This window comes from Levilactobacillus sp. LN180102 (assembly GCF_050106635.1).
GTDB lineage: Bacteria > Bacillota > Bacilli > Lactobacillales > Lactobacillaceae > Levilactobacillus > Levilactobacillus brevis.
On sequence record NZ_JBNIIX010000006.1, the window covers coordinates 1 to 17173 of the forward strand.

General features: G+C 46.9%; 13 protein-coding genes. 2 read left to right on the forward strand and 11 right to left on the reverse strand.

The genetic code is table 11. The annotated features are described in order from the left end of the window. Window positions 1–453: 453 nt before the first annotated feature. The 11 genes from dusB to pth form a co-directional block, all read right to left on the reverse strand. Window positions 454–1476 carry a tRNA dihydrouridine synthase DusB gene (gene dusB, locus ACP4IT_RS05035; RefSeq protein ID WP_087612692.1) on the reverse strand — a complete coding sequence of 341 codons (1023 nt, stop codon included), beginning with the start codon at window positions 1474–1476 and terminating at the stop codon, window positions 454–456. A gap of 1 nt (window position 1477) precedes the next feature. Beyond that, window positions 1478–2365 (reverse strand): Hsp33 family molecular chaperone HslO, encoded by an 888-nt coding sequence (hslO, locus tag ACP4IT_RS05040; protein ID WP_011667308.1) that lies wholly within the window; start codon window positions 2363–2365, stop codon window positions 1478–1480. A 112-nt stretch (window positions 2366–2477) separates the two neighbouring features. Further along, the gene (gene ftsH / locus ACP4IT_RS05045) at window positions 2478–4577 is read right to left on the reverse strand and encodes an ATP-dependent zinc metalloprotease FtsH (protein ID WP_011667307.1); all 2100 of its coding nucleotides are present in this window, start codon (window positions 4575–4577) and stop codon (window positions 2478–2480) included. Window positions 4578–4685: 108 nt separating this feature from the next. Further along, window positions 4686–5228, reverse strand: coding sequence for a hypoxanthine phosphoribosyltransferase (hpt, locus tag ACP4IT_RS05050; protein WP_011667306.1), 543 nt, complete (start codon window positions 5226–5228; stop codon window positions 4686–4688). Between the two features lie 16 nt (window positions 5229–5244). After that, window positions 5245–6597, reverse strand: a complete 1353-nt coding sequence (gene tilS, locus ACP4IT_RS05055; protein ID WP_024855158.1) for a tRNA lysidine(34) synthetase TilS — start codon at window positions 6595–6597, stop codon at window positions 5245–5247. A 70-nt stretch (window positions 6598–6667) separates the two neighbouring features. Continuing rightward, on the reverse strand, window positions 6668–7213 hold the full coding sequence (locus tag ACP4IT_RS05060; protein WP_011667304.1) for a S1 domain-containing RNA-binding protein: 546 nt from the start codon (window positions 7211–7213) through the stop codon (window positions 6668–6670). A 261-nt stretch (window positions 7214–7474) separates the two neighbouring features. After that, window positions 7475–7885: an FtsB family cell division protein gene (locus tag ACP4IT_RS05065; RefSeq protein WP_024855159.1), complete on the reverse strand. Its 411-nt coding sequence runs from the start codon at window positions 7883–7885 to the stop codon at window positions 7475–7477. Window positions 7886–7994: 109 nt separating this feature from the next. Then, window positions 7995–8267 (reverse strand): RNA-binding S4 domain-containing protein, encoded by a 273-nt coding sequence (locus ACP4IT_RS05070; RefSeq protein ID WP_011667302.1) that lies wholly within the window; start codon window positions 8265–8267, stop codon window positions 7995–7997. Between the two features lies 1 nt (window position 8268). Next, window positions 8269–9849 carry a putative polysaccharide biosynthesis protein gene (locus ACP4IT_RS05075; protein ID WP_011667301.1) on the reverse strand — a complete coding sequence of 527 codons (1581 nt, stop codon included), beginning with the start codon at window positions 9847–9849 and terminating at the stop codon, window positions 8269–8271. A gap of 11 nt (window positions 9850–9860) precedes the next feature. Then, the gene (gene mfd, locus ACP4IT_RS05080) at window positions 9861–13403 is read right to left on the reverse strand and encodes a transcription-repair coupling factor (RefSeq protein WP_011667300.1); all 3543 of its coding nucleotides are present in this window, start codon (window positions 13401–13403) and stop codon (window positions 9861–9863) included. A 17-nt stretch (window positions 13404–13420) separates the two neighbouring features. Continuing rightward, a complete protein-coding gene (gene pth, locus ACP4IT_RS05085; RefSeq protein ID WP_011667299.1) occupies window positions 13421–13978 on the reverse strand; it encodes an aminoacyl-tRNA hydrolase in 558 nt (185 codons plus the stop codon). Between the two features lie 329 nt (window positions 13979–14307). Between pth and ACP4IT_RS05090 the strand changes: the two genes are divergently transcribed. Together ACP4IT_RS05090 and ACP4IT_RS05095 are read left to right on the forward strand one after the other, a co-directional pair. Beyond that, the gene (locus ACP4IT_RS05090; protein ID WP_015473349.1) at window positions 14308–15273 is read left to right on the forward strand and encodes an L-lactate dehydrogenase; all 966 of its coding nucleotides are present in this window, start codon (window positions 14308–14310) and stop codon (window positions 15271–15273) included. Between the two features lie 346 nt (window positions 15274–15619). After that, window positions 15620–17008 carry a L,D-transpeptidase family protein gene (locus tag ACP4IT_RS05095; protein ID WP_011667297.1) on the forward strand — a complete coding sequence of 463 codons (1389 nt, stop codon included), beginning with the start codon at window positions 15620–15622 and terminating at the stop codon, window positions 17006–17008. Window positions 17009–17173 lie beyond the last annotated feature (165 nt).

A 17173-nucleotide genomic window follows, 5' to 3' on the forward strand; every position in this document is an offset into this window, starting at 1 on the left:
ATTGTTGTTACATTTTTAAAAGCGAATTGACTTCGCAAATATTGTTTGGGTTTGATTCTAAAATCAAACCGCCCTACACATATTTGGTTTGTCGAAACAATGTTCAGTTTTCAAAGGTCTACCAAGTTATCAGAAGCAAGCGCTCCGTGACAACTTTTAAAGTATATCATGTCGTCTAAATCATGTCAACATCTTTTTAAAGCTTTTGAATATATATCCAACCGGTTGGCTGAGATATTCAGATGCTTGATGCCTTTCGACAACATAAATCATTGTATCAGTTGCTATTTGACGCGTCAAGCATTATTTTCAAATTGTATGACTATTCAGCAATCTGTTTTTTATGCATTTCTGTCGTTCACAGCAACAGATAATATCTTACCAAGCATCCCGTCTTAGGTCAAGGATATTTACAAAATAAATCAAAAAAAATAGGACATAACTGTCCTACCCTTAATTTCGATATCGTCGAACCGGCTGATGTTGTATCGTCGCCGTCATCCGCTCCAAAAATTTGACCAACAGATCATGCATCACAGCTTCTTCAGTTGCATCCGTAATAGCGACCTTAGTTCGAGCCGTATGCGGAATTCCCTTCAAGTAATAAGCAACCTGATTGCGAAAATCCCATGGTCCTTCTACTGGTCCCTTGGCAACACACAACTTGTGCAAGTGTTCCAATGCAATCGTGATTTTTTCTTGTGGTGTTGGTTCTGCCAGCAATTCATCAGTTGCCAGGTAATGATTGATCCGTTGCAACAGCCATGGGTTCCCCATAACCGCTCGTCCAATCATAACCGCATCTGCGCCAACCTCATTCAACATCCGTTGCGCATCTTGTGGCGTCCGCACATCACCATTCCCCATGAAAGGAATGGTGAGATGCTGGGCAACCTCCGCTAAAATCTGCCAATCTGCTTGTCCTTGATACATTTGCTTCCGCGTTCGACCATGCATAGCCACCGCAGCAGCCCCAGCCCGCTGCGCCGCCAAAGCATTATCAACCGCAAAAATATGATGGTCGTCCCAACCGGTTCGCATCTTAACTGTCACCGGCTTTTTTACTGCCGCAACAACCGCTGCCACCATATCGTGAACCTTTTGTGAATCCAGTAGCCATTTGGCACCCGCATCCGTATTAATTACTTTGTTCACCGGACATCCCATATTGATGTCAATAATATCCGCTGCCGTCTGTTGATCAACAAATTGAGCAGCCTGTACCAAAGTTTCCTGGGTGCCACCAAAGATCTGAATACTCATCGGATGTTCTTGCGCATTCACAGCCATCATTCGTAACGTTCGTTGATTATGATAATGAATTCCTTGCCCAGAAATCATTTCACATTCAACTAACCCGGCACCGAACGCTTTACAGATCATCCGAAAGGCCACGTTCGTTACCCCCGCCATGGGGGCAACCACCACTCGATTGGGAATCGTAACATCGCCAATCTGCCAACTTGTGCCTTCCATACTACTTAGCCTGCGCTTCCGTTAAAATGGCCCGTAAGTCATCTTCCGAAAATTGATACTTTGTCCCACAAAAATGACAAACTGCTTCGGCACCGTGATCTTCATCAATCATTTCCTGTAACGCTGCTGGTTGAATGGAAGCCAACGACTGGGCAAACCGGTCCTTAGAACAATCACACTTAAAGCCCACAGGCATTTTTTGGACAATCTTGATCTTTTCTTCTTTAAATAGAAGTGCCAAAATTTCTTCCGGTGTCTGTCCAGCCAGTAATAGTTCTGAGACCATTGGCATCTCTTTAATCCGCTGTTCTAACCGCGCAATTGCTTCATCGGAAGCACCAGGCATTACCTGTATCAAGAATCCACCAGCAACCTTAACTGTATTATTAGGCTGTACGAACACGGATACTCCCACTGCACTGGGAATTTGTTCCGACTTAGCCAAATAGTAAGTAAAGTCTTCACCTAATTCACCGGACACCAATGGCACTTGCCCAGTATATGGCTGGCCCAGGCCTTGATCCTTGGTAACTGTCAGCATACCGTTAACCCCAACCGCCTTTTTAACATCAATCTTGTGCTTTTCATTAAGCGGCAGGCTAGTATGTGGATACTGTAAATATCCCTTAACCGTCCCGTTAGCATTGCCATCGACAACAATGGCCCCCACTGGTCCATGTCCATTCACTTTAACAGTTAGCTTTTCATCCCCCTTTAGCAAGGAAGTTGAAAGTAACATCGTTCCAATCAGAGTTCGACCCAGGGCCGCCGTGGCGGCACTCCAAGTATCATGCCGCTGTTGCGCTTCAGCGACTGTTTCCGTGGCGTCAACCACGTATGCGCGAAACATACCACCGTCAATTAAACTTTTTACTAAATAATCTGCCATTCCTGTAAACGTCCTTTCGTTTCTTTTCATCATGCCTTACCTTACCAGAATCCACACCATTTGCAAACACAAAAGGGACCGGAAATATTCCGGTCCCCTTCAACGCAATCAACTATTCAGAATGGTCAGACTCATGATCATCCGCTGCTGAACTAACGGCTGAATCAGCTGAGCTGGATTCATTGGCCGCAGAAGAAGCTAATTTAGCTTCCGTAGACGCCTGACGTTCTGCTTCCCGACGTTCTAATTCACGCTTGGATTCTTCAAAAGTTGCTGCCTTTTCACTTGGAAATTCGCTGTCGCCAGACTTTTCAGGCATCTTCCCAGTATTAAACAAGCTGAGAATTTGCTTTTCATCCAACGTTTCGTATTTCAGCAAGGCTTCTGCAATAATCTTGTGTTCTTCCTTGTGTTCTTCCAAAATCTTCCGAGCAGTCGCATGGGCTTCTTCGATGATTCGGCGAACTTCGCTATCAATTAAGTTAGCTGTTTGTTCCGAGTAAGCTGGTTGGTTGGTATAGCCCGCACCAACAAATGGTTGACCGCTGCCACTTTCCAGTGCCACCGTTCCCACTGCTTTACTCATCCCATACTGCGTAACCATGGAACGTGCAATTTGCGTTGCTTGCTCAAAGTCATTTGAGGCACCAGACGATTCCGAATTGAAGATCAACTCTTCAGCCGTTCGTCCACCCATTAACCCAGCAATTTGTTCCATAGCATCCTTCTTGGACATCAGCATTTGGTCTTCACGCGGTAACATGATCGCGTAGCCGCCAGCGCGGCCCCGTGGAACAATGGTTACCTTGTGGACAACCCGGGCGTCGTTCAAGACTAAGCCGACAATTGTATGCCCGGCTTCGTGGTAAGCCACCGTCTTGCGTTCTTGCGGACTGACTACCCGATCCTTTTTGGCTGGTCCGGCAATCACCCGATCTTCTGCTTCATCTAAATCAGAAGCATCAATTTGGGTCTTGTTCCGGCGAGCCGCCAATAGAGCTGCTTCGTTCAATAAGTTTTCCAAGTCAGCCCCAACAAAACCAGGCGTTTGCTTAGAAATTTCTTTCAAGTCAACATCATTAGCTAATGGCTTATTCTTAGCGTGGACCTTCAAGATCGCTTCACGACCCTTAACGTCCGGACGGCCAACCAGAATCTTCCGGTCAAACCGACCTGGCCGCAACAAAGCTGGGTCCAAAACATCTGAACGGTTAGTTGCCGCCATTACGATGACACCTTCACTACCAGTGAAACCATCCATTTCAACCAATAACTGGTTCAAAGTCTGTTCACGTTCATCGTGGCCACCGCCCATGCCGGCGCCCCGTTGACGACCAACTGCATCAATTTCATCAATAAAGATGATTGATGGTGCAGCTTTTTTGGCCTGTTCAAAGAGATCCCGTACACGGCTAGCCCCGACACCGACAAACATTTCTACGAAGTCTGAACCAGAAATTGAGAAGAATGGCACAGCTGCTTCACCAGCAACGGCCTTAGCCAGTAATGTTTTACCAGTTCCTGGCGGGCCCTCCAGAAGCACCCCAGATGGAATCCGGGCACCCAAAGAGACAAACTTACGTGGATTCTTCAAGAACTCGACCACTTCGACCAGTTCTTGTTTTTCCTCTTCCTCACCAGCAACATCAGAGAAGCGAACCTTATTCTCCTTACTATCAGCTGGCTTAGCTTTGCTCTTCCCAAAGTTCATAACGCGCCCATTGCCGCCACCTTGGCCGGCTTGGCCCATCATCATGTAGAAGAAGAAGAAAAAGATGAGTAGTGGTGCTACATAGACTAACAGATTAATCCAGAAGCCACTAGATTCTTCCGCCTTGGTATTGACCTTTACATTATGATTCTTAGCGGCCTTATCAATCGCTGAAACCGTCGAGTTATTCGTCAAGACTTGCGTACTAAAGCTTGTTACCGCCGTACTTTGCGAACCGCCAAGACTAAAACCGGTATTGGTTGCCCGCTTTTGTGCATTGCGGTACTCACCGGTAATTTTGTAAACGCCTCCGGATGGTTGAATGGAGAAGTTCTTGATCTTATTCGCATTCAAGTCTTTCACGAACTGACTCGATTGGATTTCTTGGGATTGTGAGCTTGTGTTATTACCATTGAATAGGTATACCACACCAATGACCAATAAGAAGATCACAATATAAAACAGGCTGTTACGAAACAGACCGTTTCGTCGATTATTCATGTCGTGCCTCCTTACCCACAGTTCCCAGCCTTAAGTCTAGGAACGAAATTAAGAGCTTGTGCTCTTTTACTAAATAAGATGTTATCACAATTGACTATCATTGACTAATTATTTATCTGAATAAACTGACGGCTTCAAGACACCGACGTAAGGAAGATTTCGATACTTTTCCTCGTAGTCCAAACCATAACCAACCACAAATTCGCTAGGAACATTAAACCCAACGTAATCCGCTTTGGCTTCCACGACCCGACCACTTGGCTTGTCCATTAACGTGCAGACCTTAATCGACTTCGCTTGACGATCCTTCAACAAGTCTTCCAAGTATTTCAGTGTCCGACCAGTATCGATGATATCTTCCACCAAGACAACGTCGCGGCCAGCAACATCCGTATCTAAATCCTTCAGTAGACGAATCGTCCCAGATGATTCGGTCCCACCATTATAACTAGATACATCAATAAAATCGATGGTGGCGTAGATATCCATGTCACGAATCACATCGGTCATGAATAGGATAGCCCCCTTTAAAACACAAACCATCAGTGGGGTCTTATCCCGGTAATCCTCGGCCAATTGTTGACCTAACCGTTTGCACGCGGCAGCAATATCTTCTTCACTATATAGGACCTTTTCAATATCGTTATTCATACTGTTCCCCTTTCGTCTATTCAGCTTTCAACCCAATATGATAGTTTTTGGTATGTGAGCGCGGTGGCCGTACCGCCCACTTTACACCCAATACAGCCAAAACAGTTCCCTGGGCCGTTACCAACACTTGTTGTTGGGCCCGCTGTTCACGCGGAATCTTCGCATTAATTAGTGCCCGACGAACTGGTTGATGGTGACCAGTTCGCAGCCGCAAGCGATCACCCGCCTGCCACTCGCGAACCATTAACGGAAAGTCTGCTGTCGTCAAAGCAATTGTTTCATGCGTTATCATTTTCGCTGTATCTGTTGTAAAGCAGCCAAGTTGGCGACCGTGTCCAATTGATTGCCATTGGTCTAAGTCTACCATAAATCTAAAATGTTCCACGGATTTTTCATCGTTTTTTTTCGGTTGCCAGAAGCGAAAGTGCGTATAGCTTTTGGTCAGTTGCCACCCCTCACTAAAAACGACGCTACCAGTGGGATGTTGCCCGTTTGCCAGTAATTGCAAACACTGATCAATCTGCGGGTATCCCGCCGAAATAGTTGGCGCCTGCTGTTTGATCAATCGGGTTAGCAGTAACCGTTGTTCAGCAATCGAGTGACGTAACAATCCCGCCACATTATCAGACCTTGTCATGATTGTTTGTAACTGTTGATCTAAAGCTTGATCACTGATCATTAACGTTGCTTGCAGTTGCTGGGCATACGTCATCACATGTTCAACCACCTGAGGATTCTCTTGTTTCAACAACGGAATGAGCTGATGCCGAACTCGATTACGACTCGCTATCAACTCTTGATTAGTGGCATCCTCGTACCACGGCACTTGTTGCTCACGAGCGTAGGCTTTGAGTCGTTCTTTAGTGAAGGGGAGCAAGGGCCGAATAACTCGGCCACCAGCTAAAGGCCGGCTGGCCGCCATACCGGTTAATTGTGCCAGCTGACCACCCCGAATGAGCTTTAATAGGATTGTTTCAACCTGCTCATCGGCCTGATGAGCCGTTGCCACCCAATCCGCCTTTTGTTGGTGTAACTGCTGGGCGAAAAAGTCATAGCGAAATGCCCGCGCAGCAGCTTCCACACCATGGCTTGGATGTTGGTCAATCGGCCATTTGGTTGTCACCAGAGATATCTGATGGGCGGCACACCATTTTTTTAAAAAGGCGGCTTCCGTTTGGCTCTGCTGTCGCAATTGATGATTCACATGCACGACTGTCAGCTTCGGCCGCATGGTCACCGGTAATGTCATGAGCAACTGCAGCAGCACCATCGAATCAACCCCAGTAGACACCGCCACTAGCCCGTGTTGTTGTGGATCGGCCCATCCCTGTGCCTGCCAATTTCGTTGAAAATCACTTTTTAGCGTCACTTGTTCCTGCCCCCAACAATTCAACCATTAAGAAAAAGGGCCGCACGAATGCGGTCCCTATCAAAGACAATTAGCTACGCCGACCGCCACGGCCGCCACGTTTGCCCTCAGTGTTACGTTTAATTGTTGCCAGTCGATCCTCACTTTGTTTCAAGAACCCTGACATCATATCGTCAAAATTTTCTTCATGTTTAACCGCATGATGACCGGAAAACCGACCATTGGCTGAGCTATGATGTGGCCGCGGTCCATTATTCTCGAAACGCCGACCGCCATGGTCACCGCCGCGATTTCCCCCATTGCTATGATGGTCATGATCGCCACCGCGGGCGCCCTCATGATGATCATTATGCGCATGGTGCGGCCGTTCTGATGCCGGATGATCCGTAGCTTTACGAATCGATAACCCAATCTTACCATCATCGCCAACAGTCAAGACTTTGACTGTCACCTCATCACCAACAGATAAGACGTCATGAATATCCTTTACATACCCGTCAGAAATTTCACTAATGTGCACCAGCCCGGTCTTGTGGTCACCTAAATCAACAAATGCACCAAAGTTCGTAATTCCGGAGACCTTTCCGGTAACTTTAGCTCCAACCTCAATTGCCATAAACAAGAAGTTCCTCCTTAAAATAAGTGGTTTTAGTATAACACAATTTTAACCAATCCCAAACGCCAAAACACAAAAAGCCTCTCATAAATTCTGGTTTTCACACCCCTAGTAAAGCCCGTTAAATTAACTTTCTAGCCAACTCCCCTAATGTTACGGCTTTTCATTAAGTCTATTAAGAATCCACAGCGCTTTCAGAAAAGTCTCGCCTATTTAGACAAATAAAAAAAATCGAAACCTAACGTTTCGATTTTCCAATCACTATTTTGCAGTGACATCACTCGCATGGTCCCCAGGTAAACTATAGATAGTCTCCCCCGACTTCGAGTAATAATACTTCGAGCGGATTAGCTGAGCGACGTAATCCTGATTATTCAATTGTTTAACTTTAAGATCCAGCTGGGTATTTTCTGCCTTGGTCTTCGTCAATTGACGTTCACTCGTGGCCACTTGCTGATTGACCTTGTGCAAGCTGGCATTGGTCCGAATGAGTTGGATGCCTAGAATTAAAGCAAACACAGCAAATACCAACCCGATACGCAAAGCCCGACGCATCCGTCGACGACCCAACCATCGCGTGTGGTGCTGGACTGCCTGCTGATGATCCAGTTGTCGGGTATAGTCATTTTCAAGCCGTTTTACTTTAGCCAGTTGTACTTTTTCATCAGCCATCCCACTCACTCCTCAAATTTAACCAGATAGTTTAACTTGAGTATAGCAAGTTTCAATTTCCCCGTCTAGCTAGTTAAGCAGATTGTAAAATACTCGTCACATTATGCGGTTATTCTTGGCGGAAATCTTGGGCGTATTCTTCCTTGACGATGGTGTACATCCGTTCAGCATCGTCTTTCTTAGTCGTCTCCAATAATTCATCCACAGTAATGGTTAACGTTTTATTACCAAACTTGATCACCAGTTCATCTCGTGGTGCCACTTCCGTTGAAGACTTGGCTACCTTACCGTTAATCTCAATTCGGCCCTTGTCCGCAATTTCCTTGGCAACTGAACGCCGCTTGATAATCCGAGATACTTTCAAATATTTATCTAATCGCATATTATTTTCCTCCAAAATGACGCAATTTTTGCCACAATTTTAATAATGTTCTCGCGTGGGGAATCGCCAGCCATTCCCGCACGGTGAGTAACTGCCAGCTAAGTGCCAAACTAAAGAAGATGATCACACCCACCGGAATCGTAATCAACAGCGCACCACCAGCAGCGAGTCGTCCAGTTGCTAAAGCGGGCCACCAGTGTTCTAGTAGGTCGCCAGTTAATTGAACACCAGCAACCATGAGGATGGTACACCCTAGCAGTTTTCGAATGAATGACCGCTGCCAGATACCTATCCGTAAGTCACGCGCTGAGCCATACCAAATGATAGCAAACGTGACTCCTAAGCTCATAACCGTTAGCCAACTCGCTCCGACTCCGCCGAAATGTATGACTGACCACCGATTGAAGAGACATTTAACAATAAAGCCCGTCATTAAAGCCACCACCGTTAACCGATAGGTATCCTGACTTTGTAAGACACTATTATAAGTCTGAATCAACGTCGCTAAGATGATACTAAGCATGTAGATGTCTAACATGCCCACTCCTTGCGTATTGCCAAATAGCAACCGATCAATCCATGGCATCAGACTGATTAGACCCGCAGTTGCTGCTGCCGCTATAACCAAAGCAATCCGCATCATTGTTGTCGTCAAGCGTTTAAACGCTTGAGGATGACGCTGTCGCTGGGCTTCGGTCAAAGCAGGAAGTAGTGAGGTGGCAAAGGCCACCGCAACCACCAATCCTAATTGGACTAGTGGCTGAGCCCGATCATAAACCCCTTTCAGACTCTTGGCGGCTAGATCACTCATGCCGCCCGCAACCAGTCCATTCTTAACCGTAAACGAATCGACCAGCTGTAATAACACCATCATCGCTGTTAGCAAGCAGAGTGTGCCACCCTCGATCAGCAAGCGACGGCCTAAATGGGGCAAGCGACGACCTGCTGATGACTGTGCAGTGCGCCACCGCGGTAGCGTCAATAATGCGGCTACAGCCGCGATGGTACCACCGCTGAGTGCCCACGTACCCATTCGATACACTGACCACCCATGATGCGTCGCCCAGCCAGCCGCTGCGAGAATAACGATCACCCGGACTAATTGCTCGACGACTTGGGAGCGGGCAGTTGGTAACATATTAAATCGGCCCTGATGATAGCCCCGTCCAACGGAAAGTGCTGGCATGAATAAGAACATCCACGCCACCATTTGAATCAAGGGCGTCAGCTGGTGATCGCCCATTCCTCGTGCTAACCAAGGGGCGCCCACCATCAACCCGCCAAAAATCACCACGGCTAATCCCCCAGTCCACCGGTAAACTTGCCGAGCAACGGTCTGTTGGGTTGCTAAATCGGGGGCTTCCGCAATCAACTTAGAAATAAAGACGGGTAGGCCACTCAATGCAAACGTCATGCCAATGCCATAGAGTGGATACACTTGCTGATACACATAAAATCCAGTATTCCCCACCATATTCTGAAAGGGTACCCGATAAACAGCGCTCAGTAATTTGGCAACAAATGCCGCAACTGAGAGAATCAGGGCCCCCTGTAAGGTGGTATTAACATTGTGGTTGCCCATCAGCGGCCTCCTTACTTATCGGTTGCCTTAGCAGCCTTAGGTTTAGTCGTTTGCTCCACAATCTCACGTAACGTAACCATGAAGGCTTGCACTTGCGGTAACCAATCAGTTGTCGTCATATTGGGCTGTAAGACCAACTTAATGTGCAACCGATCATCATTAATGCCAACAGTAGCTTTCAGTTGCGTAACCGCCAAAGCCTTAAAGACGTCTTCACCGCCTAAGATTTCCGTTCCTTGTTTCGACACTGTCACGAATACATCGCCATTGACCCGCCGAATTTTATCGACTAAAGCCAAATCCGCGGCTAACTTCAATTGGCCAATTGTCAAGAGCTGATCCACTGCTGGTGGGTATTCCCCAAACCGGTCAATCAGGTCCGCTTGAATCTCGCTCACCTCATCGTCATCTTCCAATTGACGAATCCGTTTGTACATCTCAATCTTCTGTTGTTCATCCTCAATGTAATCACTCGGAAGATAGGCTTCAACCCCCAACTCAATGGTCGTATCCGTCTTCGGTTGTGTCTTTTGTCCTCGCTTCTTGGCAACGGCATCACTGAGCATCTGCGTGTACAAATCATAACCCACGGAGTTAATAAATCCATGCTGTTGCTTACCCAACAAGTTACCCGCGCCACGAATGGATAGGTCTCGCATCGCAATCTTGAAACCCGACCCTAATTCGGTAAAGTCTTTAATGGCCTCTAGCCGCTTTTCACTGACTTCGGTCAGCACCTTATTGGGCTGGTAAGTAAAGTAGGCATAGGCCACGCGGTTACTTCGACCGATCCGCCCACGCAGTTGATATAACTGCGACAAGCCCATGCGGTCAGCATTTTCAACAAAGAGTGTGTTGGCATTGGGGATGTCGATCCCAGTTTCAATGATGGTGGTGGTTACCAAGACATCATAGTCCCCCCGTAGAAAGTCGAACAACACACCCTCTAATTGCGCTTCCGTCATCTTACCATGAATGTAGCCGACTCGCGCTTCTGGCACCAACACCTGAATTTGTCCCACTGTCTTTTCGATGTCATCCACCCGATTATGCAGGTAAAACACTTGACCACCACGCTGCATTTCCCGGCGGATTCCATCCTGAATCGCCCCCGCATTTTGTTCCATCACGTAGGTTTGAATCGGGAACCGGTTAGCCGGGGGTGTCTCAATCACAGATAAGTCACGAACCCCCAGCATCGACATGTGCAGCGTCCGGGGAATCGGCGTTGCCGTTAAGGTCAGCACATCGACGTTGGCCTTAAGTTGTTTCAACCGTTCCTTATGTTTAACACCGAACCGCTGCTCCTCATCAACCAGCACCAATCCCAAATTTTTGAATTTAACATCTTGTGATAAGAGCCGGTGAGTGCCCACAACAATGTCCAATTGCCCGGTTTCCAAGTCTTTAATCGCCTGGTGAATCTGCTTAGTCGTTCGGAAACGGGAAAACATTTCGACATTGATTGGATAGCCTTCAAATCGGCTGACCATCGTATCATAATGTTGTTGCGCTAAGATGGTTGTTGGAACTAAAAAGGCCACTTGTTTACCGGCTTCAACGGCTTTAAATGCTGCCCGTAACGCAACTTCCGTCTTGCCGTAGCCCACATCCCCAACCAACAAGCGATCCATTGGCCGCGGCTTCTCCATATCATGCTTGACCTCTTCAATCGTTCGTAACTGGTCAGGCGTCTCTGCGTATGGAAAATCATTTTCAAAGTCATGTTGTAAGCTATCATCCACTGGGAACGCGTAGCCCTTCTCAGCCGAACGTTTGGCATACAGGTCCACCAACTCATCAGCAATGTCTTCAATTTTAGCGGCCACTTTACTCTTGGTCTTCGCCCACTCAGAACCGCCCAACTTGTTAATCTTGGGCTTTTTATCCTCGGATGAGACATACTTCTGAATGAGATTTAGTTGGGTAACGGGAATGAATAGTTGCGCGTTATCCTGGTAATCAATGGTCATGTAATCCTGATGAACGCCGTCAACCGTCAGCGTCTGCATCCCAATAAACTTCCCAATCCCATGGTTAACGTGAACAACGTAGTCACCGGGCTTTAGGTCCGTATAACTCTTTAACCGTTCAGCGTTGGCCATCGTTTGCCGTCGGGGGCGTTTTTTGGTCACCTTTTGGAACATTTCGGCTTCCGTAATCACAACTAATGAGGCTTCGGGCAACTCAAATCCCGTTTGCAGTCGCTCTGGTACTAACTGGGTTAGTGCTGGTTGGAGGTTTGCCGATTTGGTTAAAACCGCTTGAATTTCAAAGTCATCAAGGGTTTGTTCAATCTTAGCAAGCCGTTCCTCGTCTTGAACCAATAATACGACCGTCTGCTGTTGTTTGTGCCACCGGTCAATTTCAGTTTTCATCACTGGTAACTGACCAAAGAACTGTTGCATCGCTCGCGTCGTCATATTGGTCATCGCTTGGAACCGTAAACTCCCCATGCCCTTTTGGAACAATGCCAACATAATCTGGGCATGCTTATCGGCCCGGACAATTGGCCGCAATTCACCGCCAAAGGTCTGCTGGGTAAAGATTTGATGATGGGCTAATTTATCCGTCGCCCAGTTCGCTTCATCCTCCAATAATTGTCGTTCAGCATCTTGCAGCCGCACGTAGTCGCCGAATAAAACCACACCGTCATCTGGTAAATAATCCAACACTTGGTGGTGTTCGGGGAATAAGTAGTCCGCAAATTCTAATAACTGTGGATCAACTGAGCCCTTCTGCAACCCATCAATCAATGGTTGAACCTGATTGGTCAGTGTGGTCGCATCTTCTGCCGCTAAGTCAGCCGCTTGGGCTTGTAAGGTTGTCCGGAGTGCCGTCGCTCCAGTGGCCCGTTCATCAGCGGTCAAAATAAAGTCCGTGGCTGGTAAAACCTCGACCGTTTGTCCATTATCAATACTTCGCTGGGTGGCGGGATCAAAGTAGCGTAATGAATCCACTTCGGTATCGAAAAAGTCAATTCGGATCGGATAGTCCGCCGCTAGTGGATAGATGTCAATAATAGACCCCCGGACAGCGAAATCACCAGGTGCCGCTACTAATTTCTGATGCGCATACCCCATCGCAAACAACTTTTGCTGGAGGGCTTCCAAATCAAATTCATCGCCAACACTAACTGTAAATCGGGCGGCCGCAAAATTTGCCGGTGTGGGTAAGAACCGCCGTAATCCCGATAACGAGGTTACGACAACCACCGGCCGGTCACTCTGTAAAGCCCGCAAGGCATCAATTCGTGCTGAGCGGTACTCTGGCGAACTGGTCGCTACCTCAGCCGCCAATAACTCCTCCACGGGAAAGTCAAAGAGCTCGTCATCATCTAGCAAATTGGCTAGATCGTCGACGAGCTGGCTAGCGTGATAGAGGGTATCCGTCACATAAACTAGGGATCGCTGTTGCTCATGGAGCAGACTGGCAATAAATAGCGTCTCCGCCGAGCCATTAAGTCCCGTCACTAATTGACGCTGACCAACCCCAAGCGTTTGACGGATGGTCGCGTATTGCGCCGTCTGGGTCATAAATGCTTCTAAATTCACACGATAACTTCCTATTCTTAGTTGTACTGGTTCATCAATTGCATAAAGTCACTGCCGGCTACCCAATCATCGAGGGCCGCTACCGCTCGATCGGCCGCCTGATTAAAGACTGGACGTTGATCAGTTGTAAACTTACCTAATACGTAGTCCACGACCGTGTGTTGCTGTGGGTGGGCAATTCCGACTTTTAAACGACCAAAGTTCTGCGTCCCAACGTGGGCAATAATACTCTTAATGCCATTGTGCCCACCCGCAGAACCATGATCCCGCAAGCGAATCCGACCTAAAGGTAAATCCATATCATCTTGAACGACCATAACGTCGGCAACATCAATTTTAAAGTAATCCATAATCGGGTGAACGGCCCGCCCGGATTCGTTCATGAATGTCGTAGGCTTCACGACCAAGACCTTTTCACCATTCACAAGGCCGCTACCAAACCGCGCGTCCATTTTACGCGTAGTCAACGCAATACCATGTTGCTGAGCAAACGCGTCAACCACCATGAAGCCGGTATTATGCCGCGTATTGTCATATTGGGGCCCAATATTTCCTAAACCAACAATCATTTTCATCGTTTCATGTTCTCCCTTAACGCAAATTGTGACTGAGCGCTAGAAGCAAAATAGCTGGACGAGACACTAATGGCCCGTTCAGCTGACTCAGTTTATTCTTTTAGTTCATTCAATGCCCTATAGTATAGCATAATCCCCTCACAACTTCACGACTCCCGTCCGCGAAACAATTGTTTAGTTAAATAAATGATTGTTTTCACAAATTTTCACTGGGAGCATGGTCGAACACCTTTTTACATGGTATACTAAGCGGTGGGTATTTAATACGAGCGATAATCACTGGATTATCGATGAGAATTGCGTACCTGGATGTCAAAATTTTATAGGAGATGAAGAATTTGACTACTAAGAATCATCAAAAAGTTGTTTTAGTCGGTGACGGTGCCGTTGGTTCCGCCTACGCTTACTCAATGATGAACCAAGGTATTGCCGAAGAATTCGTAATTGTGGACGTTGTTAAGGAACGCACTGAAGGGGACGCTTTGGACCTTGAAGATGCCCAAGTCTTCACGTCACCAAAGAACGTTTACTCAGGTGATTACTCTGACTGCAAGGATGCTGACGTGGTTGTTATCACTGCTGGCGCCCCACAAAAGCCCGGCGAAACTCGTTTGGACTTAGTTAACAAAAACTTGAAGATTTTGTCCTCAATCGTTAAGCCAGTTGTTGAATCTGGTTTCGATGGCATCTTCGTTGTTGCTGCTAACCCAGTTGACATCTTAACTTACGCAACTTGGAAGTTCTCTGGCTTCCCTAAGGAAAAGGTTATCGGTTCTGGGACTTCTTTGGATACTTCTCGTCTACGCGTTGCGTTGGCTAAGAAGTTCAACGTTGACCCACGGAACGTTGAAGCTTACATCATGGGTGAACATGGTGACTCCGAATTCGCTGCCTACGACGAAGCAACTGTTGGCTCAAAGCCATTGAAGGTTGTTGCTAAGGAACACGGTTTAACCGATGATGACTTAGCTAAGATCGAAGACGACACGCGGAACAAAGCTTACGAAATCATCAACCGTAAGGGCGCAACTTACTACGGTGTTGCAACCTGCTTGATGCGGATCACGAAGGCTATCTTGCGTGACGAAAATGCTATCTTGCCTATCGGCGCTGCGTTGAACGGCGAATATGGTTTGGATGACATCTTCATCGGTACACCAGCCATCGTTAACGCTAACGGTTTAGGTGGCGTCATCGAAGTTCCTCTTTCTGACAAGGAAAAGGACTTGATGGCTAAGTCAGCTGAAACCTTGAAGAAGGTTACCCAAGACGGTTTAGCCGCTTTGGAAAACTAATTTAACGATTAAAGGGGTCGTTCCTTACGGGAACGGCTTTTTTATTTTGCCTGATTACTTAAATTCCACGAAGAACCCAGAACTGACAAGACTTGTTTACCGCGCCCTATCTCTAAATCACCCGCTAATCTGGCACAGTATTTTCTGAATGAACATGACATAGTTATCCGTTTTAATTATCAAATTAATTAAATTCTTCGAAAACTGACATCATCATGATGAAAGCGATAGCATAAAAGCAGTCGCGTTGCCATTTAAGGTAGTTTGAAGTAAGCTGGGAGTATGCTATTGGTGATAGTTGAAATGACGACTTTTCCTCCACTGGCTATTTTAGGAGGTCACACCTATGAAAAAACGGAAAGCCTTCGTGATTGGGATTGTCACTGCGGTTGTCGCAGTTGGTGCCATTTACGTTGGACAAGCAATGCATTATTCTTCTAGTAAAGTTTTCTTCAAAGATACGACAATTGCAGGGGTCAACGTGGGTGGCAGTACCGCTAATCAAGCGGCTACTAAGCTAAAGACCGCCATGCAAGATCAGCAATACACCTTAAAGGATGGCAGCAAAACCGTTGCCAGTTTTAAGACTAATCAGGTTAACCTGAAAGTCACCTCCAAGCAGGCATTAAGCCAGCTGATTGCCAAACAAAACGTTTGGAGCTGGCCAGCACATGTCACCACCGCCACGGCAGACAGCATCAAGCTCAATGCTAGCAGCGCTAACCAACAAAGTGTGCAGGCTCTGGCTAAATCAATTGCTACCAAAACCAACAAGACGCGGACAGCGGCCAAAAGTGCCTCATTTAGCTACCAAAATGGACAATGGGTGGTGACTAAGGAAAAGGCCGGTAACCAACTCAGCACTGCCAAGTTAGCTAAGTCAATTACAGCGGCTATTGAACAAGGTAGTAATACCGTAGACGTTTCGAAAGATTACTTGCAGCCCAAAGTTACTACAACGTCTGCTAGCTTCAAAGCAGCTAAGACTAAAGCTGAGGCTATTACCAAGCAAACTTATCTCTACAAGTTAAGTGGTCATAAAGTAACCATTCCGGCGGCAACTTTAGCGAGTTGGCTGACCTTAAAAGATGGTAAATTGACTACTAAGACCACAGCCGTTAAGGCCTACCTGACTAAGCTCAGCAGTAAATACGGCACCATCAATAAGACACGGACATTTAAGTCCACTAAACGTGGTACGGTTAAAGTCAAGGCTGGATTATATGGCTGGAGTATCAAGGTCAAGCGTGAAACGCCAGCCTTGAGTAAGCTGGTTCTCGCTGGCAAAGGGATGTCTCGAACACCGGCTATCCAAGGTAGCGGCTATCACAGTAACGGTACCGACATCGGCAAGTCATACGTTGAAGTTGATAAACAAAATCAGCACATGTGGGTTTATAAAAACGGAAAAGTCGTCGTTTCAACCGACATTGTGACTGGTTTACCAACTACGGCCCATCATACGCCAGTTGGTGTCTGGGTCATCTGGAGTAAACAACGTAACACCACCCTTCGTGGTAAGAATGATAATGGCTCTAGTTATGCTTCTAAAGTGAAGTACTGGATGCCAGTCGATGACACTGGCGTTGGGATTCATGATTCGCCGTGGCAACCCACTTACGGTGGCACGTGGTATAAGAAACACGGCTCCCATGGCTGTGTTAACACCCCACCGTCTAAGATCAAGGCAGTTTACGAGAATGTGAGTGTCGGTACTCCCGTCATTATCTTCTAATGAAAATTTAAAAAAGGGTCTCGCCTTGCGAGATCCTTTTTTTCGACCTAATTTAATGCCAAGCCGATAGCACCTAAAACGATAATCGCAATGACTGCCGCCAGTGTCCAATAGAGCCATTTTTTAGTGATAATCCGTTGATTATCAGGATCTTCTGGTTGTTTC

Coding starts and splice junctions, on each gene's coding strand:
- dusB (WP_087612692.1), bottom strand. CDS start 1,476: ATGGAAGGCACAAGTTGGCAGATTGGCGATGTTACGATTCCCAATCGA.
- hslO (WP_011667308.1), bottom strand. CDS start 2,365: ATGGCAGATTATTTAGTAAAAAGTTTAATTGACGGTGGTATGTTTCGC.
- ftsH (WP_011667307.1), bottom strand. CDS start 4,577: ATGAATAATCGACGAAACGGTCTGTTTCGTAACAGCCTGTTTTATATT.
- hpt (WP_011667306.1), bottom strand. CDS start 5,228: ATGAATAACGATATTGAAAAGGTCCTATATAGTGAAGAAGATATTGCT.
- ACP4IT_RS05060 (WP_011667304.1), bottom strand. CDS start 7,213: ATGGCAATTGAGGTTGGAGCTAAAGTTACCGGAAAGGTCTCCGGAATT.
- ACP4IT_RS05065 (WP_024855159.1), bottom strand. CDS start 7,885: ATGGCTGATGAAAAAGTACAACTGGCTAAAGTAAAACGGCTTGAAAAT.
- ACP4IT_RS05070 (WP_011667302.1), bottom strand. CDS start 8,267: ATGCGATTAGATAAATATTTGAAAGTATCTCGGATTATCAAGCGGCGT.
- ACP4IT_RS05075 (WP_011667301.1), bottom strand. CDS start 9,849: ATGGGCAACCACAATGTTAATACCACCTTACAGGGGGCCCTGATTCTC.
- pth (WP_011667299.1), bottom strand. CDS start 13,978: ATGAAAATGATTGTTGGTTTAGGAAATATTGGGCCCCAATATGACAAT.
- ACP4IT_RS05090 (WP_015473349.1), top strand. CDS start 14,308: ATGAAGAATTTGACTACTAAGAATCATCAAAAAGTTGTTTTAGTCGGT.
- ACP4IT_RS05095 (WP_011667297.1), top strand. CDS start 15,620: ATGAAAAAACGGAAAGCCTTCGTGATTGGGATTGTCACTGCGGTTGTC.